Source organism: Fodinibacter luteus (genome assembly GCF_039541575.1).
GTDB lineage: Bacteria > Actinomycetota > Actinomycetes > Actinomycetales > Dermatophilaceae > Fodinibacter > Fodinibacter luteus.
On sequence record NZ_BAABGM010000012.1, the window covers coordinates 21,043 to 46,956 of the forward strand.

The 25,914-nt window shown below is 72.0% G+C and carries 22 protein-coding genes; 16 read left to right on the top strand and 6 right to left on the bottom strand.

What is annotated here, in order from left to right; genetic code table 11:
* Positions 1 to 1,752: a proteasome ATPase gene (gene arc / locus ABD899_RS09240; protein ID WP_345204926.1), complete on the top strand. Its 1,752-nt coding sequence runs from the start codon at positions 1 to 3 to the stop codon at positions 1,750 to 1,752.
* Positions 1,753 to 1,796: 44 nt separating this feature from the next.
* Here arc and ABD899_RS09245 read toward each other — a convergent pair whose 3' ends face one another.
* The 3 genes from ABD899_RS09245 to ABD899_RS09255 are packed head-to-tail and all read right to left on the bottom strand — an operon-like array spanning position 1,797 to position 4,137.
* Positions 1,797 to 2,147 (bottom strand): DUF3054 domain-containing protein, encoded by a 351-nt coding sequence (locus ABD899_RS09245; RefSeq protein ID WP_345204928.1) that lies wholly within the window; start codon positions 2,145 to 2,147, stop codon positions 1,797 to 1,799.
* Positions 2,144 to 3,136: a ribose-phosphate diphosphokinase gene (locus ABD899_RS09250; protein ID WP_345204931.1), complete on the bottom strand. Its 993-nt coding sequence runs from the start codon at positions 3,134 to 3,136 to the stop codon at positions 2,144 to 2,146. Before ABD899_RS09250 ends, ABD899_RS09245 begins: the two co-directional genes overlap by 4 nt.
* Positions 3,137 to 3,153: 17 nt before the next feature.
* Positions 3,154 to 4,137, bottom strand: coding sequence for an alpha/beta hydrolase (locus ABD899_RS09255; protein WP_345204933.1), 984 nt, complete (start codon positions 4,135 to 4,137; stop codon positions 3,154 to 3,156).
* Between the two features lie 20 nt (positions 4,138 to 4,157).
* Between ABD899_RS09255 and dop the strand changes: the two genes are divergently transcribed.
* From dop to ABD899_RS09290, 7 genes are all read left to right on the top strand, one after another.
* Positions 4,158 to 5,681: a depupylase/deamidase Dop gene (dop, locus tag ABD899_RS09260; protein ID WP_345204936.1), complete on the top strand. Its 1,524-nt coding sequence runs from the start codon at positions 4,158 to 4,160 to the stop codon at positions 5,679 to 5,681.
* Positions 5,682 to 5,791: 110 nt separating this feature from the next.
* The gene (locus tag ABD899_RS09265; RefSeq protein ID WP_345204939.1) at positions 5,792 to 5,983 is read left to right on the top strand and encodes a ubiquitin-like protein Pup; all 192 of its coding nucleotides are present in this window, start codon (positions 5,792 to 5,794) and stop codon (positions 5,981 to 5,983) included.
* A complete protein-coding gene (gene prcB, locus ABD899_RS09270; RefSeq protein ID WP_345204942.1) occupies positions 5,980 to 6,807 on the top strand; it encodes a proteasome subunit beta in 828 nt (275 codons plus the stop codon). Before ABD899_RS09265 ends, prcB begins: the two co-directional genes overlap by 4 nt.
* The gene (gene prcA / locus ABD899_RS09275; RefSeq protein WP_345204944.1) at positions 6,804 to 7,649 is read left to right on the top strand and encodes a proteasome subunit alpha; all 846 of its coding nucleotides are present in this window, start codon (positions 6,804 to 6,806) and stop codon (positions 7,647 to 7,649) included. The genes prcB and prcA overlap by 4 nt, the downstream gene beginning before the upstream one ends.
* Positions 7,646 to 9,025 (top strand): Pup--protein ligase, encoded by a 1,380-nt coding sequence (pafA, locus tag ABD899_RS09280; RefSeq protein ID WP_345204946.1) that lies wholly within the window; start codon positions 7,646 to 7,648, stop codon positions 9,023 to 9,025. The genes prcA and pafA overlap by 4 nt, the downstream gene beginning before the upstream one ends.
* A gap of 156 nt (positions 9,026 to 9,181) precedes the next feature.
* The gene (locus tag ABD899_RS09285; RefSeq protein ID WP_345204948.1) at positions 9,182 to 10,135 is read left to right on the top strand and encodes an FKBP-type peptidyl-prolyl cis-trans isomerase; all 954 of its coding nucleotides are present in this window, start codon (positions 9,182 to 9,184) and stop codon (positions 10,133 to 10,135) included.
* A gap of 11 nt (positions 10,136 to 10,146) precedes the next feature.
* Positions 10,147 to 10,527 carry an FKBP-type peptidyl-prolyl cis-trans isomerase gene (locus ABD899_RS09290; protein ID WP_345204951.1) on the top strand — a complete coding sequence of 127 codons (381 nt, stop codon included), beginning with the start codon at positions 10,147 to 10,149 and terminating at the stop codon, positions 10,525 to 10,527.
* On the opposite strand, the gene ABD899_RS09295 is transcribed toward ABD899_RS09290, so the two are convergent.
* Positions 10,511 to 11,611: a DUF3866 family protein gene (locus tag ABD899_RS09295; protein WP_345204954.1), complete on the bottom strand. Its 1,101-nt coding sequence runs from the start codon at positions 11,609 to 11,611 to the stop codon at positions 10,511 to 10,513. The genes ABD899_RS09290 and ABD899_RS09295 overlap by 17 nt on opposite strands.
* 35 nt (positions 11,612 to 11,646) lie before the next feature.
* On the opposite strand from ABD899_RS09295, the gene ABD899_RS09300 reads away from it, so the two are divergent.
* The 5 genes from ABD899_RS09300 to tatC are packed head-to-tail and all read left to right on the top strand — an operon-like array spanning position 11,647 to position 15,207.
* Complete coding sequence (locus ABD899_RS09300; RefSeq protein WP_345204956.1) at positions 11,647 to 12,657, top strand: helix-turn-helix transcriptional regulator; 1,011 nt, start codon at positions 11,647 to 11,649, stop codon at positions 12,655 to 12,657.
* Entirely contained in the window at positions 12,657 to 13,682 is a 1,026-nt protein-coding gene (locus ABD899_RS09305; RefSeq protein ID WP_345204958.1) for a helix-turn-helix transcriptional regulator, read from the top strand. The genes ABD899_RS09300 and ABD899_RS09305 overlap by 1 nt, the downstream gene beginning before the upstream one ends.
* Before the next feature lie 5 nt (positions 13,683 to 13,687).
* Positions 13,688 to 14,005 (top strand): hypothetical protein, encoded by a 318-nt coding sequence (locus tag ABD899_RS09310; protein WP_345204960.1) that lies wholly within the window; start codon positions 13,688 to 13,690, stop codon positions 14,003 to 14,005.
* Between the two features lie 54 nt (positions 14,006 to 14,059).
* Positions 14,060 to 14,362, top strand: a complete 303-nt coding sequence (tatA, locus tag ABD899_RS09315) for a Sec-independent protein translocase subunit TatA (protein WP_345204962.1) — start codon at positions 14,060 to 14,062, stop codon at positions 14,360 to 14,362.
* 32 nt (positions 14,363 to 14,394) lie between these two features.
* Positions 14,395 to 15,207 carry a twin-arginine translocase subunit TatC gene (gene tatC, locus ABD899_RS09320; protein WP_345204964.1) on the top strand — a complete coding sequence of 271 codons (813 nt, stop codon included), beginning with the start codon at positions 14,395 to 14,397 and terminating at the stop codon, positions 15,205 to 15,207.
* Between the two features lie 202 nt (positions 15,208 to 15,409).
* On the opposite strand, the gene ABD899_RS09325 is transcribed toward tatC, so the two are convergent.
* Positions 15,410 to 16,999 (bottom strand): aspartate:alanine exchanger family transporter, encoded by a 1,590-nt coding sequence (locus ABD899_RS09325; RefSeq protein ID WP_345204967.1) that lies wholly within the window; start codon positions 16,997 to 16,999, stop codon positions 15,410 to 15,412.
* Between the two features lie 128 nt (positions 17,000 to 17,127).
* The gene (locus ABD899_RS09330; RefSeq protein WP_345204969.1) at positions 17,128 to 21,441 is read right to left on the bottom strand and encodes a multicopper oxidase domain-containing protein; all 4,314 of its coding nucleotides are present in this window, start codon (positions 21,439 to 21,441) and stop codon (positions 17,128 to 17,130) included.
* A 263-nt stretch (positions 21,442 to 21,704) separates the two neighbouring features.
* Between ABD899_RS09330 and ABD899_RS09335 the strand changes: the two genes are divergently transcribed.
* The 3 genes from ABD899_RS09335 to ABD899_RS09345 are packed head-to-tail and all read left to right on the top strand — an operon-like array spanning position 21,705 to position 25,904.
* Entirely contained in the window at positions 21,705 to 22,112 is a 408-nt protein-coding gene (locus tag ABD899_RS09335; protein ID WP_345204972.1) for a helix-turn-helix transcriptional regulator, read from the top strand.
* A gap of 42 nt (positions 22,113 to 22,154) precedes the next feature.
* Positions 22,155 to 23,042, top strand: a complete 888-nt coding sequence (locus ABD899_RS09340) for a YegS/Rv2252/BmrU family lipid kinase (protein ID WP_345204974.1) — start codon at positions 22,155 to 22,157, stop codon at positions 23,040 to 23,042.
* Between the two features lie 21 nt (positions 23,043 to 23,063).
* A complete protein-coding gene (locus ABD899_RS09345) occupies positions 23,064 to 25,904 on the top strand; it encodes a DEAD/DEAH box helicase (RefSeq protein WP_345204977.1) in 2,841 nt (946 codons plus the stop codon).
* Positions 25,905 to 25,914: the final 10 nt, after the last annotated feature.

A 25,914-nucleotide genomic window follows, 5' to 3' on the forward strand; every position in this document is an offset into this window, starting at 1 on the left:
ATGAGCACCGACGAGCCCACGGCCGAGCAGCCGGGCCCCCGCGAGAGCCTCGAGGCCCAGCGGGAGTCGCTCGAGGCCGAGATCAGCGCGCTGCGCTCCCGCGGGCAGGGCACGCCCGCCCAGCTGCGCGCCCTCGAGCGCGACCTCGCCGGGCTGAGGTCGCAGCTCGCGACGATGTCCGCCCAGAACGAGCGGCTCGTGCGCACCCTGCGCGACGCCCGCGAGCAGATCGTGACGCTCAAGTCCGAGGTCGACCGGCTCGCGCAGCCGCCCGCGGCCTACGGCACCGTCATCGAGACCTTCGACGACGGCACGGCCGACATCCTCACGAGCGGGCGCAAGATGCACGTCGCCGTGAGCCCCTCGGTCGAGGACGGAGCGCTCGTCGCGGGACGTGAGGTCATGCTCAACGAGGCCATGAACGTCGTCGCCGCCCACGGGTACGAGGTCGTCGGCGAGGTCGTCCTGTGCAAGGAGGTCCTCGACGACGGCCGGGTGCTCGTCGTCGCCCAGGCCGACGAGGAGCGGGTCTGCAGGATGGCGGCCTCGCTCGCGGGCGAGACGGTGCGTGCCGGCGACGCCCTGCTGCTCGAGCCGCGGTCCGGGTTCGTCTTCGAGCGGATCCCCAAGGCCGAGGTCGCCGACCTCGTCCTCGAGGAGGTCCCCGACATCGACTACACCGACATCGGCGGGCTGTCCGGGCAGATCGAGGCGATCCGGGACGCCGTCGAGCTGCCCTACCTGCACCCCGACCTCTACACCGAGCACCAGCTCAAGCCGCCGAAGGGCGTGCTGCTCTACGGCCCCCCGGGCTGCGGCAAGACGATGATCGCGAAGGCCGTCGCGGCCTCCCTCGCCCGCAAGGTCGCCGAGAAGGAGGGCCGGGAGCCGGGGAAGTCCTACTTCCTCAACATCAAGGGGCCCGAGCTGCTCAACAAGTACGTCGGCGAGACCGAGCGCCACATCCGGCTCATCTTCCAGCGGGCCCGCGAGAAGTCCAACGAGGGCTACCCCGTCGTCGTGTTCTTCGACGAGATGGAGTCGCTGTTCCGCACCCGCGGGTCCGGCGTCTCGTCCGACGTCGAGACGACGATCGTGCCGCAGCTGCTCGCCGAGATCGACGGTGTCGAGGGCCTGGAGCACGTCATCGTCATCGGGGCCTCGAACCGCGAGGACATGATCGACCCGGCGATCCTGCGCCCGGGCCGGCTCGACGTGAAGATCAAGATCGAGCGCCCGGACGCCGAGGCCGCCCGCGACATCTTCGGCAAGTACCTCATCCCCGGCCTGCCGCTGCACCCGGACGACCTGGAGCACAACGGCGGGTCCGAGGACGCGACCCTGCAGGCGATGATCGACGCCGTCGTCCTGCGCATGTACACGGAGGAGGAGGAGAACCGCTTCCTCGAGGTGACCTATGCGGGGGGCGACAAGGAGATCCTGTACTTCAAGGACTTCAACTCGGGGGCGATGATCCAGAACATCGTCGACCGGGCCAAGAAGATGGCGATCAAGGACTTCCTCGACACCGGCCAGCGGGGCCTGCGCGTCGAGCACCTCCTCCAGTCGTGCACCGACGAGTTCCGCGAGAACGAGGACCTCCCGAACACGACGAACCCCGACGACTGGGCCCGCATCTCCGGCAAGAAGGGGGAGCGGATCGTGTACATCCGTACCCTCATCAAGACCAAGGAGGGCACCGAGCCCGGCAAGTCGATCAACACGGTGGCGAACACCGGCCAGTACCTCTGACCGATCGCTCCCGACCGCGCCCGCACGCGCCCGCCGGGGTGCCGTCAGGAACCGGCGAGACGGGCCACGAGGCGCCAGCCCAGCAGGAGGACCGAGAGCACGGCGGTGGCCACGACGACGAACGACGGCGCCGTGCCGTCGCCGAGGACCCGGCGCAGCAGCATCCCGACGACGACCGTGCACGCGAGGACGACCGCCCCGAAGGCCAGCGACCTCGGCCCGGAGTCCAGGGTCAGGCTCGCGACGAGCCAGCCCGCGGCCGTCCCGGCGAGGAACGGCCCTGCCGTGCGGGCCACGCCGGCGAGGTCGAGGCCCTCCGCGTGCGAGCGCCGGCCGAGCACGGCGAAGAGCACGACGAGCGCCACGTCGAGGACGACGGGCAGCGCCCGGCTCACGAGCCGACCCGGTCGAACAGCGAGCTCTGCCGCGGCGGCGCGTGGGTCGGGTCGACCCCGTCGAACAGGCTGGACACCGACTCGCCGGCGTGGATGCGCTTGATCGCCTCGGCGAACAGCCCGGCGATGGAACGCACCCGCAGCTCGGGCCAGCCGCGGGGTGCGGGCACGGTGTCGGTCGTGACGACCTCGGTGACCATCGGGTGCGCGCGCAGCCGATCGACGGCGCGGCCGGCGAACAGGCCGTGGGTGCAGGCGACGGCCGCCTCGGTGACCCCCCGCTCGGCGAGCCGGTCGAGCAGCTCGACGATCGACCCACCGGTGGCGATCTCGTCGTCGAGGACGATCGCCCGCCGACCCCCGACGTCGCCGACGATGGAGTCGATGACGACGCGGTCGTCGCCGAGCCGGCGCTTGGACCCCGCCGCGACGGGCAGGCCGAGCAGCCGGGAGAACTGGGTGGCGTCCTTGGCGTTGCCGAGGTCGGGGGAGACGACGACGCAGCCGGCGAGGTCCTGCTGCCGGAAGTGGTCGGCGAGCACCCCGAGCGCCGTGAGGTGGTCGACGGGCACCGAGAAGAAGCCGTGCACCTGCGGCGCGTGGAGGTTCATCGTGAGCACCCGGTCGGCGCCCGCCGTGGCGATGAGGTCGGCGACGAGGCGTCCACCGAGGGAGATCCGCGAGGCGTCCTTCTTGTCGCTGCGCGCGTAGGCGAAGTGGGGGATGACCGCCGTGATCATGCCCGCCGAGGCCCCCTTGGCGGCGTCGATCATGAGCAGCAGCTCCATGAGCGAGTCCTGCGTCGGCGGCACGAGCGGCTGCACGATGTAGACGTCGCGCTGGCGGCAGTTGGCGAGCAGCTGGGCCTGGAGGCAGTCGTTGCTGAAGCGGCTGATGACGGTCTCGGACAGGGTCACCCCGAGCTCGTCGCAGATCCGGTGGGCGAGGGGCTGGTGGGCCGACCCCGAGAAGACGACGACCTCGCGCATGCCGGCCAGCCTAGCCGTCAGGCCGAGGCGGACAGGGCCGTGCGCAGCTCGTTCGCGAGCTCCCAGCGCTGCTGGCGCCCGACGGCGGGGGCGGCCCCCGGCATCGAGACGAAACCGTGCGGCATCCGGAGGTAGTTCGTGAGCCGCACCGGCACTCCAGCGGCCCGCAGCGCGTCGGCGTAGCGGATGCCGTCGTCCCGGATCGGGTCGAGGTCCGCCGTCTGCACGAGGGCGGGCGGGAGCCCGTCGAGGCGCCCGAAGAGCGGCGACACGAGCGGGTCGCGCAGGTCGTGACCGGGGCGCACGTAGTGGTCGCGGAACGCGTCCATCGAGCGCTTCGTGAGGATGGGGGCGTTGGCGTGCTCGCGGACCGAAGGCGAGGACATCGTGAGGTCGGTCGCGGGGTAGACGAGCGCCTGGTGGCGCAGCCGCGTGTCGCCGTGGTCGCGCAGCACCTGGGCCACGACGGCCGCGAGGTTGCCCCCGGCCGAGTCGCCCGCGACGGCCATCCGCGAGGTGTCGGCGCGCAGCACGTCGCCGTTGACGCCCACCCACGTCGTCGCGTCGACGCAGTCGTGCGCGGCGACGGGCGCCCGGTGCTCGGGCGCCATCCGGTAGTCGACCGACACGACGACACACCCCACCTCGGCGGCGACGAACGTGCAGACGGCGTCGTAGTCGACGACGTTGCCGAGCACCCAGCCACCGCCGTGGAACCACATGACGACGGGCACGTCGCGACGCGCGTCGCCGAGCACGCGCGGGCGGTAGATCCGCAGCGGGATCTCGTGGTCGTCGCGTGCCGGGGCCGTGCCGTACGTGATGCCCACGCCCGGGTCGATGCGACCGGTGACGGCCGTGACGAGCCGGTTCCGCGGCCGTACCGTCGCCCGCGACCGCTGGATGCCGTCGCCGTCGAGCCGCTCGACCGGCGGCCCCAGGTGGTCGGCCACGAAGGAGACGGCCGTGGTCAGGGGGGACATGCCTCGGTAGCTGCGCACGCGGTCAGTATCGTCGAGGCATGACGGTGCGACGGGTGATGGGGATCGAGACCGAGTACGGCATCGTCGTGCCCGGTGACCCCGGCGCGAACCCGATGGTCGCCTCCGGGGACGTCGTCACGGCGTACGCCGCCTCGCGCGGCATCCGGCCGGCCCGGGCGAGCTGGGACTACGCCGACGAGGCACCGCTGCGCGACGCCCGGGGGTTCGACATGGGGCGTGGCAGCGCCCACCCGAGCCAGCTCACCGACGTCGAGGACCCCACCCTGGCCAACGTCGTGCTCACGAACGGCGCCCGCCTCTACGTCGACCACGCCCACCCCGAGTACAGCTCGCCCGAGGTCACCACCCCGCGCGCGGCCGTCACGTGGGACCGCGCGGGCGAGCTCGTCATGCGGGAGGCCGTGGCCCGCCTCGCGACGGTGCCGCCCGGCATCAACCTGTACAAGAACAACACCGACGGCAAGGGCGCCTCGTACGGCACCCACGAGAACTACCTCATGGCGCGCTCGACGCCCTTCGCGAGCATCGTGCGGCACCTCACCCCCTTCTTCGTCGTGCGTCAGGTCATGTGCGGGTCGGGCCGGGTCGGCATCGGGGTCGACTCGCGCACGCCCGGGTACCAGCTGGCCCAGCGCAGCGACTTCTTCGAGGTGGAGGTCGGGCTCGAGACCACCCTCAAGCGGCCCATCATCAACACCCGCGACGAGCCGCACGCCGTCGCCGACCGCTACCGCCGCCTCCACGTCATCCTCGGCGACGCCAACCACTGCGACGTCGCGAACCTGCTCAAGATGGGCACGACCTCGCTCGTCCTCGCGATGATCGAGGCCGACGCGATCCGCGACGACCTGTCGGTGCGCCGCCCGGTCGCGACGCTCCACGAGGTCTCGCACGACACGACCCTGCAGGCCAAGGTCGAGCTCGCCGACGGGCGCCGGATGACCGCCCTCGAGCTGCTCTGGGAGTACCACGACCGCGCGGCCGCGTTCGTCGCGGAGCGCTCGGCGGGCGACCCGGACGCCGACACCGCGGAGGTCATGCACTGGTGGGGCACCGTGCTCGACCGGCTCGGGCGCGACCCCATGGAGGCACGCCGCGAGGTCGACTGGGTCGCCAAGCTCGCGGTGCTCGAGGGGTACCGCGAGCGCGACTCGCTCGGCTGGGGCGACCCCCGCCTCAAGGCCGTCGACCTCCAGTGGTCGGACGTGCGGGCCGACCGGGGCCTGGCGCACCGGCTCGCGGCGACGGGGCGGGTCGAGGTGCTCGTCGACGAGACCGACGTCGTCGCCGCCGTCACGTCCGCGCCGACCGACACGCGCGCCTGGTTCCGTGGCGAGTGCCTGCGACGCTTCCCCGACGACGTCGTCGCGGCGTCCTGGGACTCGGTCATCTTCGACGTGCGCGGGCAGCGCACCCTGCAGCGGGTGCCGATGCTCGAGCCGCTGCGGGGCACCGAGGCGGGCGTCGGCGAGCTCGTGCGCAGCGCGCCGGACGCCGCGTCGCTGCTCGAGGCGCTGGCCCGCACCCGGGACGACGCCTGAGCCGCCCGGTCCGACCGTCCCACGTGGTGACCGGCCGGGGCACCCTGCGTCTGCTCGTCGGTCCTTCCGACTAGGCTCGGAGCGATCAGTCCACTGTCAGGAGGGTCATCATGGCCGGTCAGGAGCAGGTCAAGCCGCAGCGTCGTGACGGCGGTGGGCCGGACGACGCCCCGGACGCCGCGGCCGCGGCGCCCACCGTCCAGACGAGCGAGATCGACGACATCCTGGACGAGATCGACGGCGTGCTCGAGTCCAACGCCGAGGAGTTCGTGCGCGGGTTCGTCCAGAAGGGCGGCCAGTGACCGCCGGAACCGACGGCGGACGGCTGCCCGCGGCGTACCTCGTCCCGGGCTCGTCCTCGTTCACCGACTTCCTCGCGGCCCAGGCGCCGCTCCTGCTTCCTTCGGGCCGGTCCCTGCCCTCCGGCGCGGCCATCGACGCCCCGCACGGCACGACGATCGTCGCCCTGACCTACGCCGGCGGCGTCGTCATGGCCGGCGACCGCCGCGCGACGATGGGCAACCTCATCGCCAACCGCGACATGGAGAAGGTGTTCGCCACCGACGAGTACAGCCTCGTCGGCATCGCGGGAACGGCCGGCCTCGCGGTCGAGCTCGTCCGCCTCTTCCAGGTCGAGCTCGAGCACTACGAGAAGATCGAGGGCGCCCTGATGTCCCTCGAGGGCAAGGCGAACCGGCTCGCCTCGATGATCCGAGGCAACCTCGGCATGGCGATGCAGGGGCTGGCCGTCGTGCCGCTGTTCGCCGGCTTCGACACCGACGGTGGCGCCGGCCGGATCTTCTCCTACGACGTCACCGGCGGCTGCTACGAGGAGCACGACCACCACAGCGTCGGGTCCGGGTCGTTGTTCGCCCGCGGTGCGCTCAAGAAGCTCCACCGCCGGGGTGGCACGGGCGACGACGCCGTGCGCACCGCCGTCGAGGCGCTCTACGACGCCGCCGACGACGACTCGGCCACCGGGGGGCCCGACGTCGGCCGCCGGATCTGGCCCACGGTCGGCATCGTCGACGAGTCGGGGTCGCGCTTCGTGCCCGACGACGAGATCGCCCCCGTCGTCGACGCGATCATCGCAGCCCGCGCCGACAACCCGGGGGGTGCCCGATGACCGCCGGGATGCCGTTCTACGTCTCGCCCGAGCAGCTCATGAAGGACCGGGCCGACTTCGCGCGCAAGGGCATCGCCCGCGGACGGTCGGTCATCGTCCTCGCGTACGACAACGGCATCGCGTTCGTCGCGGAGAACCCGAGCCGGGCGCTGCACAAGGTCTCCGAGATCTACGACCGGATCGCGTTCGCCGCCGTCGGCAAGTACAACGAGTTCGAGAACCTGCGGGTCGCGGGCGTGCGCTACGCCGACCTGCGCGGCTACTCCTACGACCGCTCCGACGTCACGGCCCGGGGCCTGGCAAACGCGTACGCGCAGACCCTCGGCGCGGTCTTCACGCAGGAGTCCAAGCCGTACGAGGTCGAGATCGTCGTGGCCGAGGTCGGGGCCACCCCCGACGGCGACCAGGTCTACCGCCTCACCTACGACGGCTCGGTCGCCGACGAGCACGGCTTCGTCGCCATGGGTGGCGGGGCGGAGCAGATCGAGGCCGGGCTCAAGGAGCGCTGGCGCGAGGGCCTGCACCTGTCCGAGGCGCTCACCCTCGCCGTCGACCTGCTCGGCACCGACCCGTCCGGGGGCCCGACCCGCGTGCTCGCACCCGGCCAGCTCGAGGTCGCGGTGCTCGACCGCAACCGGCCGCGGCGCACCTTCCGCCGCATCACCGGGCCCCTCCTCGAGCGCCTGTTGAGCAGCGAGGACCCCACCTACGACGCCCCCGAGGCCGACGACGACGCCCCCGCGCACGCCGACACGTCCGTGGGCGCCGAGACCTCCTCGAGCCGTGACGCGTCCAGCAACCCGCAGACGCAGCGGCGCGACCCCGAGGGCCCGCCCGCGTGAGGACCCCGGGCGGCCGCCGGATCCTCGGGATCGAGAACGAGTACGGCATCACCTGCTCCACGGGTGGCCAGCGCACCCTGACGCCCGACGAGGTCGCCCGCTACCTGTTCCGCAAGGTCGTCGCCTGGGGGCGCTCGAGCAACGTCTTCCTCACGAACGGCTCACGGCTCTACCTCGACGTCGGCTCCCACCCCGAGTACGCCACGGCCGAGTGCGACTCGGTGCGCCAGCTCGTCACCCACGACAAGGCGGGGGAGCGGATCATCGAGGGGCTCGTCGTCGACGCCCAGCAGCGGCTGCGTGAGGACGGCGTCGCCGGCGACATCTACGTGTTCAAGAACAACACCGACTCGGCCGGCAACTCCTACGGCTGCCACGAGAACTACCTCGTGACCCGCGCCGGGGAGTTCCAGTCCATCTCCGACACCCTCCTGCCCTTCCTCATCAGCCGCCAGATCACGTGCGGTGCCGGCAAGCTCGTCGCGACGTCCAAGGGCGCGACCTACGCCGTGAGCCAGCGGGCCGACCACATCTGGGAGGGCGTGTCGTCCGCGACGACCCGCAGCCGGCCGATCATCAACACCCGCGACGAGCCCCACGCCGATGCCGAGCACTACCGCCGGCTGCACGTCATCGTCGGCGACTCGAACATGAGCGAGACGACGACCATGCTCAAGGTCGGGTCGGCCGACCTCGTGCTGCGGATGATCGAGTCCGGGGTCGTGATGCGCGACCTCACCCTCGAGAACCCGATCCGCGCCATCCGCGAGATCTCCCACGACGTCACCGGGCGGCGCGCCGTGCGGCTGGCCAACGGTCGGCAGCTCAGTGCCCTCGACCTCCAGCGCGAGTACCACGCCAAGGCCGCCGAGTTCGTCGCCCGCGAGGGGGCGACCGACCCCCTGCACGAGCGCGTCCTCGAGCTGTGGGACCGCACGCTGACCGCGGTCGAGACGGATGACCTCGCGCTCGTCGGCACCGAGATCGACTGGGTCATCAAGTACCGCCTGCTCGACGACTACGCCGCGCACCACGGGCTCGGGCTCGACCACCCGCGGCTGGCGCAGATCGACCTCGCGTACCACGACATCGACCGGAGCAGGGGCCTGTTCTACCTCCTCCAGCGACGTGGTCGCATCGCTCGCGTCGTGAGCGACCCCGAGGTCTTCGAGGCCAAGGTGCGCCCGCCGCAGACGACCCGTGCGAAGCTGCGCGGTGACTTCATCCGCGCCGCGCAGGAGCACCGGCGAGACTTCACCGTCGACTGGGTGCACCTCAAGCTCAACGACCAGGCCCAGCGCACCGTGTTGTGCAAGGACCCGTTCGTCGCCGAGGACCCCCGGGTCCAGCGGCTCATCGACGGGATGACCGTCTGAGCCGCGGCTCGTCCCGGTCCGCGGGGCACGGGGTCACGGGGCACGGTGCACCCAGCGTCCTCCCAGCCGGCGATGCGGGAGTTCCCATACCCCGCGGTTATCGTGGAAGGCCGTTGCCCGCTGCACGCCAGCGTCCCCGACCGAAGGTTCCCACCCGTGTCACGTCGCCTCACCACCCTGCTGTCCGCCACTGTCCTCGCGCCCGCACTCGTCCTGAGCGGCTGCGGCGAGGAGGAGCAGAGCACCCCGACCTCGGCGGCCCTCAGCGCGGTCACCGTCGAGGGCAGCGACCCGAAGACGGCGCCGACCGTCGAGGTCGACGCCCCCGTCACGGTGACCAAGACCGAGTCCAAGGTCGTCACGGAGGGCACCGGCGCGACCGTCGCCGAGGACGACCTCGTGTCGATCCAGACCGTCATCGTCAACGGCCGGGACGGCAAGGTCGCCGTCAACACCTGGGACAGCGGGGCCGTCGGCCTCGACCTCGCGGACGAGCGGCTCTTCGCGTCGTTCAAGAGCCAGCTGCCCGGCAAGAAGGTCGGGTCGCGGGTGCTCATCACCTCCACGCCCGTCGACGCGTTCGGCGACCAGGGCAACCCCGACCTGAGCATGGAGAAGGACGACCCGGTCGTCTTCGTCGTCGACCTCGTGTCCGCCACGAAGGTCCTCCCCGCGGCGGAGGGCACCGAGGTGGCCCCGAAGAAGGGCCTGCCGACGGTCACGATGAACGACGGCAAGCCCGCCACGATCACCGTCCCCAAGGGAGCCAAGGCCCCGACGAAGACCGTCGTCCAGCCGCTCGTCGAGGGCACGGGCGCCACCGTGGAGGCCGGCCAGACCGTGCGCGTCGCCTACACCGGCGCCCTGTGGAAGGACGGCAGCGTCTTCGACTCCAGCGCCAACCGGCCCGAAGAGCCCTGGTTCGACTTCGTCGTCGGGGAGGGCCAGGTCATCAAGGGCTGGGACAACGGCCTCGAGGGTCAGAAGGTCGGCAGCCGCGTGCTGCTCGTCATCCCGCCGGCCGACGGCTACGGCTCGGCCGGCAGCCCCCCGAAGATCGCCGGAAACGACACGCTCGTCTTCGTCGTCGACATCCTCGCCGCCTACTGAGAGGTCACCGCATGAGCACCGAGCCCACCCGCCCCGAGATCGACTTCCCGGGCGAGGCCCCGCCCGCCGACCTCGTCGTCGAGGACCTCACCGTCGGCGACGGCGCCGAGGCCACCCCCGGCAGCACCGTGTCCGCCCACTACGTCGGCGTCGCCCACTCGACCGGCGAGGAGTTCGACGCGTCGTGGAACCGCGGCGCCCCGCTCGACTTCCGGCTCGGCGTCGGCATGGTCATCGCCGGCTGGGACGAGGGCATCGCCGGCATGCGGGTCGGCGGCCGGCGGCGGCTCACCATCCCGCCGCACCTGGCCTACGGGGAGCGCGGCGCCGGGGGCGCGATCAAGCCCGGTGAGACGCTCATCTTCGTCGTCGACCTCATGGACGTGCGCTGAGCGCAGCGGCGTGAGCACCCGCGGCAGCAGCCGCGAGGAACGGGGCGGGGTCGAGGTCGAGGCCCCGCCCCATCGTCGTCAGTGGCACCGGCGAGGTGCGCAGCGCCTCGAGCATCCCGTCCGCCGGCACGTCGACGACGCGCAGCGTCGCCCGGGCCGAGCCCACGAGGTCGGTGAGCTGGGCCCGGACGAGCTCGTCGAGCCCGGCATCCGGGAGGGCCGTCACGGGGACGTCGGCGGGCGTGAGCAGGGCCCGCCCGTAGGCCGTTCGGCTGTGGTGGCTGATGCCGCGGTGCCGCTCCCTGCGGTCCGCCCCGGACACCCGCAGCGAGGCCACCGGCCGACCCCCGAGGACGGACGCGGCGTGGAGGGCATCGGCGCACGCGACGCCGGAGTAGCCCCAGCGGGTCCCCGTGCCGACGTTGCCGGGCCCCTGGGACACGACGGCCACGTCGGCGCCCACGACGTGCCGCGCGGCGAGCAGCCCGGTGTGGGTCGTCACGGCTTCGTGGTCGCCCCCGAAGGCCTGGCCCACGGTGACCGTCGCCGCGAGCCAGCCCGCGGCCGTCAGCCCGGCGACGGCGCGCGAGAACGCCGCCGGCAGCGCCCCGCCGTCGGTCATGACGTACGCGACCCGGGCCTCGGGGTGCATGTGCCGGATGCCGGCGAGCACGGCGGGCAGGGCCGAGTGCAGGTCGGCGACGACCACCGGCATCCCGTCGAGGTCGTCGGCGTCCTCGAGGGCACCGTGGTGCGGGCTGTCCTGCTCGTCGACGGCGAGGAGCATCTGCTGCATGGGCGTGTACCGCGCCTTGACGATGTGCCCGGGGCCCGGGGGAGGGTCCGGCGGGAGGTCGTCGGGGCGGGCGACGACGAAGGCCAGGCCGCCGGTGCCGAGCCCCCTGAGCAGGGCCGAGGCGTTGAGCAGCACCCGCTCGCCGACCGCCGGCTCGCCGACCATCGCGGTGTAGGCGAGGGCACGCACCCGCGGCTGCTCCGCGTCCTGGAGCGCGACCGTGTACTCCACCGCCCCGGGCCAGCGGCGCACCTCGTCGACGACGGTCCCGGCTCGCCACTGCATCACGGTCGGCAGCGTATCCGTCGGGTAGCGTCTGGCGGGTGAGCAGCGAGCCCGGGACGGGCGCCCCGTCGGCGGCGCAGGTGAAGACCGAGCGGCTGCTCAACCTCGTGCTCGTCCTGCTCTACACGAGGCGCCCCCTCGCCAAGGCCCAGATCCGCCAGCTCGTCCCCCAGTACGGGCAGTCGGCGTCGACCGAGGCGTTCGAGCGGATGTTCGAGCGCGACAAGGACGAGCTGCGCGAGCTCGGCATCCCCCTCGTCACCGAGGACATCGACCCGCTCCACGAGGACGAGCCCGGTTACCGCATCCACCAGCGCGAGTACGCCCTCCCGGACATCGCCTTCGAGCCCGACGAGCTCGCGGTCCTCGGGCTCGCGAGCCGCACCTGGGCCCAGGCGAGCCTCGCCGGCCCCGCGGCCCAGGCCCTGCGGAAGCTGCGTGCCGCGGGCGTCGAGCGGGACGTCGACGCCCTCATCGGCATCGAGCCGCGGCTGCGCACGACCGAGCCCGCCTTCGACGCGGTCAAGGACGGCGTGCTGCGGCGGGTCCCGCTGCGCTTCGCGTACCGGCGACCGGAGGCGTCCGAGGCCGCGGACCGCCACGTCCAGCCGTGGTCGCTCGTGTCCTGGCACGGCCACTGGTACCTCAACGCGTTCGACGTCGACCGCGGGGCGGCCCGGGTGTTCCGGCTGTCGCGGGTCGTCGGGCCGGTGCGCACGGCCGGACGGGCCGGCTCGTTCACGGTGCCCGACGACCACGAACCCGAGCTCATGGTGCAGCGCGTCGCCACCCCGGCGACGCAGGCGAGCCCCGCGGTGCTGCGGGTGCGGCGGGGCGCCGGCTACACACTGCGTCGGCGGGCCCGCACGGTCGGTGAGGTCGACGACACCTGGGACCTCGTCGACATCGACCACCACGACCTCGACGGCTTCGCGGAGGAGCTCGCCGGCTACGGCCCCGACGTCGTCGTCGAGCAGCCGCCCGAGCTCGTCGACGCCGTCGTCGAGCGGCTGCACGGCGCGCTCGCGGCGCACGGGGGAGGGCGCTGATGGCCGGGTTCGCCCAGGAGACCGCGACGGCCCGCCTGGCCCGCCTGCTCACGATGGTCCCGTGGCTCGTCAACCGCCAGGGGATCGACCTCCAGGAGGCCGCCGACGACCTCGGTGTCAGCGTCGAGCAGCTCGAGGCCGACCTCAACCTGCTCTTCCTCTGCGGCTACGGCCAGCTGCCCGACGAGCTCATCGAGGCCGACTGGGAGGAGGGCCGGGTCTTCGTCGGCAACGCCGACACCATCGCCCGGCCGCTGCGCCTCGGGGTCGACGAGGCGGTCACCCTCGTCGTCGGGCTGCGCGCGCTGCGCGAGGTGCCCGGGCTGGGGGAGCGCGACGCGGTCGATCGTGCGCTCGCCAAGCTCGAGGATGCCGCGGGGGCGGCTGCCGCTCCGGCCCGCCGGGTGCGCGCGGAGGTCGCCGAGGGCGCGGCACCCGAGCTGCTCGCGCGGGCCCGCCGGGCGATCGAGGACCGGCGCCGGGTCCACCTGCGCTACCTCGTCCCCGCGCGCGACGAGGCGACCGAGCGCGACGTCGACCCGATGCGGGTCGTCGGCATGGACGGCCGCTGGTACCTCGAGGGCTGGTGCCACCGGGCCGAGGACACCCGGATGTTCCGGATGGACCGCGTCGAGGAGCTCACCGTGCTCGACGTCGACGGCACGCCGCCGGCGGGGGCCCGTGAGCGCGACCTGTCCGAGGGGACCTTCCGACCCGCGGCGGACGACCTCGTCGTCACCCTGCGCCTGCTCCCCGGGGCCACGTGGGTCGCCGACTACTACCCCGTCGAGTCGGTCGAGGAGGCGCCGGCCGGGGACGGCGGCGGCCTCGTCGTGCGGATGCGCACGGCCGACACGGCCTGGCTGCGACGCCTCCTGTGGCGCCTGGGGGGGCGCGCCGTCGCCCTCGACCCGCCGGAGGTCGTCGACGACGTGGCGCGCGGGGCACGGGCGGCGCTGACGGCGTACCCCACGGCGGGCGCCGACCAGGGCGCCGCGGGCACCGACCAGGGCGGGAGGGGCTGAGAGCCGTGCTGCCGTGGTGGGGCTGGCTGCTCCTGTGGACCGTGCTGCTCGTCGGATCGGCCGCGCTGCTCGGCGCGCGCGCCCGGCGGGTGTGGGCGAGCACGCAGGCCCTCGGCCGAGAGGTCGAGCGGGCCGGGGCGATGGTGGCCGAGCTCGAGGCCCGGGCCGACGAGCTGCGCGACCTCGAGCCCGGCGGGCCCCCAGCCGCCGTCCAGGACCCGCGCAGGGTCCGCGCGCAGTATCGCCGGGAGCGCGCCCTCCGTCTCACGGAGCGACGGGCACGCCGGGCCGACCGGCTGCCACCGTGGGCGCGCGTACACTGACGCGAGACCTCGAACGCCCTCCCGGCGTCGCCGACATCACAGGAGTTGGACCCCATGGGCAGGATCGGACCCACCGAGATCATCATCGTCGCGGTGCTGATCATCGTCATCTTCGGCTGGAAGCGGCTGCCCGACGCCGCTCGCAGCCTCGGCCGCTCGGCCCGGGTCTTCAAGTCCGAGGTCGACGAGATGAAGAAGGAGAACGAGGCCTCGAAGTCCGAGGCGTCGACGACGACGGTGCGCAGCGAGCCGATCGAGCCCCCCGCGGGTGTCGACCGCTCCGCGCCCACCCCCGACGGCACCGCGGTGCGTGAGAACGCCCCCCGCACCGACAACCAGTCCGGCCCCGTGGCCTGACCTGCTGCACGCCACCGCCCACCCCAGACTCCATGGCCCGACTGCGCCGGCGCCCTCGCGACCCCGAGGGCCGGATGACGCTGAGCGAGCACTTCCGCGAGTTCCGGCGTCGCCTGTTCATCGCCGCGGCCGCCGTGCTCGTCGCCTCCATCGTGGCGGGCATCTTCTACGACCAGGTCTTCGCGTTCCTGTCCGAGCCGTTCAACGACTACCGCCGGGCCAACCCGCAGAGCACGATCAGCCTCAACTTCGGTGAGGCCACGTCCGCGCTGTCCAACCTCATCAGCCTGTCGATCTTCGTCGGCGTCGTGGCGGCCAGCCCGATCATCCTGTGGCAGCTGTGGGCGTTCATCGTCCCCGGCCTGACCCGCAAGGAGAAGCGGCTCTCGCTCGCCTTCCTCGGCGCGACGATCCCGCTCTTCCTCGCCGGGTGCTACCTCGGCTACGTCATCCTGCCGCAGTCGCTCGCGATCCTGTACGGCTTCAGCCCCGAGGGGACGTCGAACATCCAGCAGGTGTCGATGTACTTCTCCTTCGTCACCCGCTTCATCCTCGTCTTCGGCGTCGGCTTCCTCTTCCCGGTCGTGCTCGTCGGCCTCAACGCCATCGGCGTCATGCCCGCGAGCCGCCTCATCCGGGGCTGGCGGGTGGCCGTCGTGCTCATCTTCCTCTTCGCCGCCATCGCCACGCCGACGGCCGACCCGTTCACGATGTTCGTCTTCGCGGCCCCGCTCACCGTGCTCTACTTCGCCGCGTGGTTCGTGTGCCGCCTGCTCGACCGGCGCAAGGAGCGGGCCCGGCCCGACTGGCTCGACGTCGACGACACCGAGGCGTCCCCCATCTGAGCCGTCAGCCCCGGGGGCGGGGACCAGCGGATGCCGGCCACCCGGCATCCGCCGGCCACCCGGCGGCCACCCGGCATCCGGCGGCCGCTCACCCACCCCAGCCGGCCCGTGAGCCGACCTCGTGCGGTTTCCCCACGGCTCTCGCGCCGCGGACGTCCTCAGACCGCACCGAAGTCGCACGGGGTCGGGAGGTGCGGACCCGTCAGAGGCCGGCGAGCACCTGCGCGACGACGATCTTGGCGATCATCGCCACGGGGTAGACCAGTGCGTAGGACACCCCGACCCGGGTGTCGTAGCCGGTCTTGTCGTTGACGAAGGCCAGGATCGCCGGCTGGGTCTGGGCCCCGGCCAGGGCGCCGGAGGTCTCGAGCCAGGTGAGCCGTCGGACGACGTGCACCCCGAGCACGAGCAGCAGCGCCGCGGTCGCCGTGAGGACGAGGCCGAGGATCACGACTTTCCACCCCGAGTCCGAGGCGAGGGCCTCGGTGATCGTGCGGCCGGCGCGCACCCCGGCGTAGGCGAGGAAGGTCACCATGCCGAGCGCGGACAGGGACTGGGCCGCGCCGTGCGACATCGAGGTGATGACCGGGCCGACCCGCCCGAGGCGGCCGAAGACGAGGCCGACGAGCAGGGTGCCCGCCGCCGCACCGACGGTGAACCCGCCACCGGGGGTGGGCACGTGCACCAGGCCCAGGGCCATCCCGGTCGCGAGACCCAGGGCCAGCCCGCCGACGTTGATGTCCGACATCCCGCGGTCGCTGTCCCCGAGGTAGGTGCTGACGTCGGCCATCCGGTCGCTCGGCGCGATGACCCGCAGCCGGTCGCCCATCGCGAGCACGAAGGTCTCGTGCGCGACGAGGTCGAGGTCACCGCGTCGCACCCGGCTGACGGTGGCCCCGAACTTGTTGTCGAGGTCGAGCTCACCGATCGTGTGCCCGACGAGCGACTTGGTGGAGAGCGTGATGCGGCGGTAGTCCAGATCCCGGCGGTCGGCCACGATGTCGTGCGACGACACATGCCCGAGCCGCTCGGCGACCGAGTCCAGCACGGCGCGGGGCCCGACGACGGTGACGAGGTCGTTGTGCCCGATCGTCTCGTCGCCACCGGGCACGATCGTCGGGTTCGCCGCGTGGGCGTGCTTGAGCCGGGAGACGCCGATCTGCTGGGCGTGCGCGTCCTCGAGGGCGGCCACGGTGAGCGGCTCGTGCACCTCGACGCGGATCGTCACGTGGCCGATCTCCTCGCGCCGCGCCTCCCCACCGGGCTGGCGGAGCGCCCAGGCCGCGACCGCGAGCATGACGACGACGCCGCCGAGGTAGGTGATCGAGTAACCGATCGTGGGCGCCGCCGGGTCACCGGCGCGGGCGGATGCCGCCGCGAGCGCGGGCGTGTTGGTCAGGGCCCCGGCGTAGGCGCCGGCGACGGTGCCCGACTCGATGCCCATGACCCGGCCGAGCAGCACGGCGACCCCGCCGACGGCGGCGAGCGCCGCGCCGACGACGAGCATCGTCGGCCACCCCCGCTTCAGCGACGCGAAGAAGTGGGTGCCGGAGACGACGCCCACAGTGTAGGTGAACAGGACGAGCCCGAAGGTGCCGACCACCTCGGGGATCTCGAGCTCGACGCCCACCGACACGGCCCAGGCCGAGACGCCGAGGGCGGCGAAGAGGACCGCCGCAGGCCCGAGGTGGACGCCCCCGAGCCGGACGTGGCCCACGGCGGCCCCGAGGCCCAGGAGGACCGCGAGGAGGAGGATGGGGTGCTCGGCGAAGACTTCGAAGAGAGCGGTCACCCCCCGATCGTCCCACCTCGACGCACCCGGCCCGGACATCCGCCGTGGCCGACCCCCGCACATGCCGGGAGCCCGGGTCGATGCCTTCGCATCCACCCGGGCTCCTCGGTCCCGTCAGCTACCGCTGGTCACGGCAGCGCCAGGGTGTTGGACCAGCTCGACTGGGTGGTGTCACTGAAGGCATGCACCCGGTACAGGTAGGCCACTCCCGACGTGACGGTCTGCGTGAACGTCGTGGCGTTCTCACCCACCGTCGCGTTGACGACGTTGCTTCCGTCGCTGTTGGTCCGCTGGATGAGGAACCCGGTCTCGTTGTCCGAGTTGTCCGTCCAGCTCAGGCTCACCGCGGAGGTCTTTTTGTTCTTCACGGTCAGGGTCCCGGTGAGGGCGGTCGGAGGATCGACCGGGTCGCCGGCGCTCTGGCCGGTGCCACGGCTGTCGACCGTGACCGTCGGGAAGCCGGCACCGGCAGGCAGGTTGTTGAACGCCGGGTTCGAGTAGTCCCACGTGTCCCCGACCTTGTTGATCGCGTACACCTGGTACTCGTACAGGGTGCTCGTGTTCCCGATCGTGTCGTCGTAGGAAGCCGAGCCAGTGGCTGCGCCGGTGGTGGTGTCCACCGTGGGAGCGGCAGTCCGGTTCACGCGGTTCTCGGTCTGGACCACGGCGCGTTGGGTCCAGGGACCCGTCGACCCCGCCACTCGCCGCTCGACGACGAACGCCGTCTCGTTCTTCGAGTTGTCCGTCCACGTGACCGTGTACTTCCGGGTGGGCCCGTTTCCGGAGCGGACCGCGGAGATGAACGTCGGAGCCACCGGGTTCACCGCGACACCCTGGGAGCGCATCATGTCCATCTCCTCGTGGCTGAGGATGTGGCAGTGGAGCACGTACTCCCACCCGAAGTTGACGTAGTGGTTCTTGACGTCGATCGGTTCGCCGTCCGGGTTGAAGGCGAAGATCGGCAGACCTGCCGCCTCCTGTGCCGTTGTGTCGGCGAGCATGGCGCCGGCGGGCATCGACGGGTCGAGCAGCCGGACGCTGTTGGGCAGGCCCTTCCACTCATCAGGGACCGGAGGGACGATCGGCCGCACGACGACGATCGTGTCCTCGAGCGGGCTGACCCGGACGGTGTCCTTCCAGCCGAGCTCGGTGGGATCGGGCTTGCGGATGATGCCGTCCCAGCCGACCCGGTTGAGCAGCTGGACGTCGTAGAGGTGGAAGTGGATGGGGTGCGTGTCGACCCCGTTGTGGGTGAACTTCCAGATCTGGGTGCCGTCTCCTGCATCCGCGATCGGGGTGGCCTCCACGCCCGGGGGAAGCTCGAGGCCGTCGAGCACCTCGGTTGGCGGCATCGTGTACGGGTACAGGATCATGTTCTGCAGACCCGCTTGGGCGTTCGGTGTCTCCACCCCCAGGAAGCCGCTCATCCGGCCGTACTCGTGCTCGAAGGCTTCTCCCATCTCGTCCTGGATCATCTTGGGTTTCAGATCCGTGGTCAGCCGCTCGGCTGTGGTCGAGGTGGTGAACGGTGCGCCGGGTGCCGCGTCCGGGTCAACGAGCCGGTTGAAGGTCAACGAGGTGTCGTAGATCTGGACCGTCCCGTTGAACGGACCTGTCTTGGGGAAGGTGGTGCCGTAGGCGGTGTTGTATTCGCCCTGACCCACGACGATCGGCTTCTGTCCCTTTTCGAACACGCCCGTGCCGTCAGCGTTGTGCGCGAAGGCGGTGTTTAGCGCTGCGAGGTTGAACTCCCCAGCCGGCGCGGTGTCCGCCACCTTGATCTGCATGACCGTGCGGGTGTTCGGCCCGTACCCCGGCAGGGTCGACGACGCGCCACCAGAGTCGCGGTAGTCGCCGTTTCCCGTGTAGTAGTCGTAACGCGGGTCGCGTGCTGGGAACGCAGCCGGAGCGTCGTTGTAGACAATCAGGGTCTGGCCTGCGTACTTCGACAGGTCCACGACGACGTCGAAGCGCTCGGCGGGTGCGACGAGCAGCGAGTGCTGGTCGACATTGCCTGCGTTGAACACCGTGGGGTCGTTGACCCACGTCGTCGGCTGGGCGGGGACGACGACCGGCGCCGGCAGGAAGCCGCCCTCGGTGCCCATGACGATCCAGTCCGGCCCCTTCGTGGCATCCAAGGGCGTCGGGAAGACCGTCGGGTCGTTCAGTGCCGCCGCCACCTCCGTCGGATTGAGTGCGACCTCTGTGCAGGCGATGCCAGTGCTCTCAGCGACCGGGGTGGTGCTGCCGTCGCACACGTCACCATTCGCGTCGACCGCCTGGTACAGCGACAGGTTGAAGAACCGGTCGTTGGCCGCGTTGAGGATCCGGAAACGGTAGGGCTTAGGTTCCAGGGTCTTCGTCGGGTATGCCGCGCCATTGACCACGGGGGTGTCCATGAACGCCTCCATGCCCATCGAGTTGTACGGCGTACCCGGCATGAGCGGCGGCTCGCACCACGCAGTGTTGGGGTCGTCTGGGTTACACGCCGGGTCGAAGTACGGGTTGGCGATCGGGCCGTTCTCGACGTTGTTGGTCGGGGGCCAGAACCAGGGGCCGTAGGCCCAGCGCCCATAGGCGTTGACGCCAGAGGCGTCCCCCGGGTTCTGGGCGGGCGAGTAAACATGGGGCAGCCAGAGGTTGCCCTCGCCGCCCCACGCAGCCGTGTTCCAGGTTTCGTCCTGTGCGGCGAGCTGAGCGGCGTTCGGCACGAAGGTCTTGTCCTGGATGACGAGCGGGATCGTCGAATCCGGGCCGGGGATGACACCGGGCTGTTCAGCCGTGCCGACGAGGGCGGCCTCGGTGGCGTCGGTGATGAAGTACGGTGCTGCCTCGCCGGCGTACACGTTGAGGCGGGTGATGCCCCATGCGTGGTCGTGGTAGAACATCAGCCGGGCGCTCTGGGCGTTCGTGTAGAAGAACGTCTGCTCACCAGGACCGGCTGCCGGCATGTCCGGCACGTCCTGGACGCTGACACCCTCGGGGTACCCGCCGTCCGGTCCCGTGCTCTCGGCGGCGGGCGTGATCCACTGGTGCGGCGTGCCGTCGGAGATCCACGGGGTGATGCCGCCGTGCAGGTGCAGGGTAGCCCGGTTCTCCGCGTAGCAGTGGCCCGCCGCCACCATGTCGGCCTTCATCGTCCCGTCATCAGCGACGGTCGAGCACATTGGCTTCTGCGGGTCGATGTCGCCCGGGGGCGTGCCCTCCATGGCAGCGTGGCCGGCGGCCGTCGGCCCCGAGCCCATCACCGTGGTGTCGGTCGGGAGGAAGAGGTCGCCCTCCTTGCCGGTGCCCAGCTGGTTCTTGAAGAGGATCCGGACCGGCCTGTCCTTCGTCGCCACGATGGCCGGGCCGAGGTAGCTCGGCGTCCCGTCGCCGCCGTTGAGCTGCTTGTAGCCGCGCAGCGTCGTCTGCTTGGGGGTGTCGGAGGCGTACATCCGCTGGGCGTACTCGACCAGTCCGATCTCGTAGTAGTCCGAGCCGGGATAGGTCGTTTTGTCGGGCACGGCCACCTCGAGGCCCGGCAGCGGGTCGACGAACTTCTTGATCCCACCGGTGATCACGGTGCTCTGGGTCGAGGTGTCGAGCACTTGCGCGCCGAAGGAGTACGTCCGCGGCTGGTCTAGTGTCGGGAACGGCGCAGCGCCGACCGTGATCGTCGTGCCCTGTGCGGGCCCGCTCGGGCTCGGGTAATAGACTTGGTCACCGGGCGAGCCGATGTCGATCGGAATGCCGCTGCCGTAGAAGGCGAGCACGTCACCCGCCTGGACGGCGAGGTTGGCCACCGGGAAGGTGGCAACACCGTCGGCGACGGTGGCGTGGGTTGCAACGTTCAGGGTGCCACTGTCGAAGACCACGGAGTACTGGTTGGCGCCAGCGGGCCGCAAAACGTAGGCGTGGAAGTCACGCGGGGGGTCCACCTGGCTTCGGATCTGGAAGCTCTGGAGGAGCCCGGCCGGGAGCGGGTGCTGGGCGAGGACGACGAAGACGTTGGTCGCCGAGTCCGTCGCTGTGGTGCGGGCGATGAGGTCGTTGCCGACGAACGTCTGCGTGCCGGGGGTGGAGGCAACCACCGGCAGGGGGCTGTTCGCGTAGTTCGGGTGGCTGAAGTAGCGCGGCGCCTCTCCCGCTGCAGCGGTGGCGGCCGCTTGGGCTTCCACCATCATGAGAGGGTTGAGGGCACCCTCCTGAAGCGCGCGGGCGGCTGCTGCGTCGCGGTCGGCCTGGTCGACCTTCTTCTCCAGCTTCTCCTTGACCTTCTTGGCCTTCTCCTTGTAGCGGCTCTTCTCGTCGGGCTGTGCCCCGGCGAGCGCAGAGATGCCGCCACCGGGTGCGGTGGCGGCAGAGGTGGTGGCAAGCCCCATGGGCAACAGGGCGATGGCCGCGAAGGCAGCGATGCCGGTGAATCTCTTCCCTGCGGTGGTGCGCGTTGTTCGTGACATGACGTCCCCTGACCCTGCCCCTTGGTCCGCGTCCCGGTGGCGCGGTACTCGGGACCGTAGGGCTGACGTGAACTGGGTCACAAGGGAAGCCTTGTGCCGGAAAGCCATTTCGCGAAAGGTGCAGGCCACACCCCCTGGGATTGATCCGTAGGCCCACGCCGCCTTGCGACCGTGTCCAACGTCTGGCAAGCGAAGTTGCGGGTCAGTGAGGCGTACAAGACAATTCGCCGCCTACGAAACCTGTTGCCCCTATCGTGATTCGTGTGAAGCGCGACGGGTGGACGTTCCTCACCAACCACGGGCATGTGCTCGTGTGCTTGGCCGTCACCCCCGACGTCCTCCTGCGCGACGTCGCGGCCAGCATCGGCATCACCGAGCGATCGGTCCAGCAGATCGTCAGCGACCTCGAGCGGGCGGGCATCATCATCCGCCTGAGGGTGGGGCGGCGCAATCGCTACCTCGTGCGTCGTGAGGAGCTGTTCCGTCACCCCTTGGAAGCGGGCGTGACCATCGGCGAGTTCATCGACCTCGTCGAGCACGGCCGGGAGTTGCGTCGGCGACGGCGTACCGCCGAGGTGGTGCCCCACAGCGTGTCCGTCGGCGGTCCAGAGGACTCCATCGAATGGGCGACCGAGGTCCACGAGGCCGTGCAGCCCCAGCATCCGCACTGACAGGGGGGCGGACCGGCTCCGCGACCGGCTAGCCTTCGGGCCATGGCGCGCCTGGGTCTCATCGTCAACCCCACGGCGGGCAAGAACACCGGGGCCCGAGTCGGCACCGAGGCGCTCACCCTCCTGCGTGCCGCGGGTGTCGACATCCTCGACCTCAGCGCCGCCGACGCCCGCAGCGCGATGGAGCAGGGCCGGGCCGCGATCGCCTCGGGAGAGGTCGACCGGGTCGTCGTGGCCGGCGGGGACGGGATGGTGCACCTCGGCACCAACCTCTGCGCCGGCACCGGGGTCGCGCTCGGCGTCATCGCCGCCGGCACGGGCAACGACATCGCCCGCGAGCTCGGCCTCCCGGTCCGGGACGCCGCGAAGTCGGTCGAGCGCATCCTCGCCGGTGGCACCCGCAGCGTCGATGTCGCCCGGCACGTCATGGCCACGGGGGAGGAGCGGTGGTTCCTCGGGGTGCTCGCGGCCGGCTTCGACGCGGTCGTCAACGAGCGGGCCAACCAGTGGCGGTGGCCCAAGGGGCCGATGCGCTACAACCTCGCCATCGTGCGCGAGCTTCCGGTCTTTCGCGCCATCCCCTACGTCCTCGTCCTCGACGGACACCGGCTCGAGACCGAGGCGATGCTCGTCGCGGTCGGCAACGGCCCGGCATACGGCGGGGGCATGCGGGTCACCCCGGATGCCGCGTTCGACGACGGCCTGCTCGACGTGCTCGTGCTGAACAAGATCTCGACGCCGGAGTTCCTCCGGGTCTTCCCGACGGTCTTCAAGGGCGCCCACGTCACCCACCCGGCGGTCGAGATCCACCGGGCCCGTGAGGTGCGACTCGAGGCGCGCGGCATCGTGTCGTACGCCGACGGGGAACGGTTCGCGCCGCTGCCGATGAGCGTCGAGGTCGTCCCCGGCGCGCTCGAGGTCCTCGCCTGAGCGCTGACGTAGCCTGAACGCATGCCCAGCCCTGCCGAGCGGTATGCCGCTGCCGCCGCACGGGCCCGCCGGGACCGCGCCGAGGTCGGCCGGTTCGTCGCCGGGCTCGACTTCCCGCTCGACGACTTCCAGCTGCGGGCCTGCGAGGCGGTGGAGGCCGGCAAGGGCGTGCTCGTCGCCGCCCCGACCGGGGCCGGGGCCGGGAAGACGATCGTCGGTGAGTTCGCCGTGCACCTCGCCCTGGCCACCGGGCGCAAGGCGTTCTACACGACCCCCATCAAAGCCCTGTCGAACCAGAAGTACCACGACCTCGTCCGCGTCCACGGAGCGGCGAACGTCGGTCTGCTGACGGGGGACTCGTCGGTCAACGGGGAGGCGCCCGTCGTCGTCATGACGACCGAGGTGCTGCGCAACATGATGTATGCCGGGTCCCGCACCCTCGACGGCCTCGGGTTCGTCGTCATGGACGAGGTCCACTACCTCGCCGACCGGTTCCGCGGCGCGGTCTGGGAGGAGGTCATCATCCACCTCCCCGAGCACGTCCAGGTCGTGTCGCTGTCGGCCACCGTGAGCAACGCCGAGGAGTTCGGCGACTGGCTCGCCGAGGTGCGTGGCAACCACGAGGTCGTCGTCTCCGAGCACCGGCCGGTGCCGTTGTTCCAGCACGTGCTCGTCGGCACGACGATGTTCGACCTGTTCGCCGGCAACCGGGTCGACCCCGACCTGCTCGCCGCCATCCGCAGTGCCGAGGAGCGCGGCCGGTGGCAGGACGACCCGCGCCGCGGGTCCGCCCGTGGAGGGCCGGCGCCCCGCACCCAGGGCCGCGGCGGTGGCCGGGGTGGGAGCCGGGGCGGTCGGGGTCCAGGTGGCGGGGGTGGCCGCGGCTTCTCCCGGGGCGGGCGCCCCGGCGGTGGGGCGACGCGGGCCGAGGTGGTCGCCGAGCTCGACCGCGACGGGCTGCTGCCGGCGATCACCTTCATCTTCAGCCGGGTCGGGTGCGAGGCGGCGGTCGGCCAGCTGCTCGCGGCGGGCACCCGGCTCATCCCCGAGCGCGAGGGCCTGCGCATCCGCCGGCACGTCGAGGAGCGGGTCGAGGCGCTCGCGAGCGAGGACCTGTCGGTGCTCGGCTACCACGACTTCGTCGAGGGCCTGTCGCGGGGCTTCGCCGCGCACCACGCCGGGATGCTGCCGCTCTTCCGCGAGGTCGTCGAGGAGCTCTTCACCGCGGCCCGGATCCGCGCCGTCTTCGCGACCGAGACCCTGGCCCTCGGCATCAACATGCCGGCGCGCACCGTCGTGCTCGAGAAGCTCGTGAAGTTCAACGGCGAGGCGCACGTCGACATCACGCCGGCCGAGTACACCCAGCTCACGGGCCGGGCCGGCCGCCGCGGCATCGACGTCGAGGGGCACGCCGTCGTCCAGTGGGCCCGCGGCGTCGACCCGCTCGCCCTCGGGGGTCTCGCGTCCGCGCGCACCTTCCCGCTGCGCTCGAGCTTCCGGCCGACGTACAACATGGCCGTCAACCTCGTGGCCCAGGTGGGGCGCGAGGTGGCGCGCGAGATCCTCGAGACCTCGTTCGCCCAGTTCCAGGCCGACCGCGCCGTCGTCGGCATCGCGACGAAGGTGCGCCGCAACGAGGAGGGGCTGGAGGGCTACGCCGAGGCCATGCACTGCCACCTCGGCGACTTCCGCGAGTACGCCGCGCTGCGCCGGGCGCTCGCCGACGCCGAGAAGGAGGGAGCCCGCGCCCGCTCGGCCTCGCGGCGGGCCGAGGCGGCGGTGTCGATGGAGCGCCTGCGGGTCGGCGACGTCATCCGGATCCCGGCGGGGCGGCGGGCCGGCTGGGCCGTCGTCGTGCAACCCGCCCGTACGGCCAAGGGCTCCCCGACGGGGCCGGGCGTGGTCACCGAGGACAAGCAGTTCCGGCGGCTGACCCTCGTCGACGTGCCGGAGGCGGTCGAGGCCGTCGCGCAGGTCAAGGTGCCGACGCACTTCAACCCCAAGTCGCCGAAGTCCCGGCGTGACCTCGCGACGTCGCTGCGGATCGCGGTCCCCCCGGGCTTCGAGGACTCCCCTCGGGGTCGCCGCGCCCGCGACGCACGCGAGGCGGCGGCCGCGGCGGGGGAGTCGGAGCGGCTCCAGCGGCTGCGCCGTGAGCTCGCCGAGCACCCGTGCCACCGGTGCCCCGACCGGGAGGAGCACGCCCGCTGGGCCGAGCGGTGGTGGCGGCTCAAGCGCGAGACCGTGGGCCTCCAGCGCAAGGTCGAGGGCCGCACGAACACCGTGGCCCGCACCTTCGACCGGATCTGCGACGCCCTCGAGGCCCTCGGCTACCTCGGCGACGGCGGCACGGTCGTCACCGAGCGGGGGGAGCGCCTGCGCCGCCTCTACACGGAGAAGGACCTCCTCGCCGCCGAGTGCCTGCGCCACGACGTCTGGAAGCGGCTCGACGCCCCCGGGCTCGCGGCTGCCGTCTCCGCGCTCGTGCACGAGCCACGGCACGAGGAGGCGGAGGTCTCCCCGCGGATGCCGAACGACGATGTCGCGCAGGCGCTCACGTCGATGGAGCGGCTCTGGTCGGAGATCGAGGACCTCGAGACCGAGCACGACCTGCCGTCGACATCCATGCCCGACGGCGGCATGGCGTGGATGGTGCACCGGTGGGCGTCGGGTGAGCGGCTCGACACGGTGCTGCGCGGGCAGGACGTGGCGGCGGGCGACTTCGTCCGGCGCTGCAAGCAGCTCGTCGACCTGCTCGACCAGGTGGCGAAGGCCGCCACCGACCCGGTGCTGCGGCGCACCGCCCGCAGCGCCGTGGATGCCGTGCTGCGCGGCGTCGTCGCCGCCGACCGGCTCGACTGACGCCGGCTGG

Coding starts and splice junctions, on each gene's coding strand:
- tatC (WP_345204964.1), top strand. CDS start 14,395: ATGGCCCGACTGCGCCGGCGCCCTCGCGACCCCGAGGGCCGGATGACG.
- ABD899_RS09250 (WP_345204931.1), bottom strand. CDS start 3,136: ATGCGCGAGGTCGTCGTCTTCTCGGGGTCGGCCCACCAGCCCCTCGCC.
- ABD899_RS09330 (WP_345204969.1), bottom strand. CDS start 21,441: ATGTCACGAACAACGCGCACCACCGCAGGGAAGAGATTCACCGGCATC.
- arc (WP_345204926.1), top strand. CDS start 1: ATGAGCACCGACGAGCCCACGGCCGAGCAGCCGGGCCCCCGCGAGAGC.
- ABD899_RS09265 (WP_345204939.1), top strand. CDS start 5,792: ATGGCCGGTCAGGAGCAGGTCAAGCCGCAGCGTCGTGACGGCGGTGGG.
- ABD899_RS09290 (WP_345204951.1), top strand. CDS start 10,147: ATGAGCACCGAGCCCACCCGCCCCGAGATCGACTTCCCGGGCGAGGCC.
- ABD899_RS09340 (WP_345204974.1), top strand. CDS start 22,155: ATGGCGCGCCTGGGTCTCATCGTCAACCCCACGGCGGGCAAGAACACC.
- tatA (WP_345204962.1), top strand. CDS start 14,060: ATGGGCAGGATCGGACCCACCGAGATCATCATCGTCGCGGTGCTGATC.
- dop (WP_345204936.1), top strand. CDS start 4,158: ATGACGGTGCGACGGGTGATGGGGATCGAGACCGAGTACGGCATCGTC.
- ABD899_RS09345 (WP_345204977.1), top strand. CDS start 23,064: ATGCCCAGCCCTGCCGAGCGGTATGCCGCTGCCGCCGCACGGGCCCGC.
- prcA (WP_345204944.1), top strand. CDS start 6,804: ATGACCGCCGGGATGCCGTTCTACGTCTCGCCCGAGCAGCTCATGAAG.
- ABD899_RS09305 (WP_345204958.1), top strand. CDS start 12,657: ATGGCCGGGTTCGCCCAGGAGACCGCGACGGCCCGCCTGGCCCGCCTG.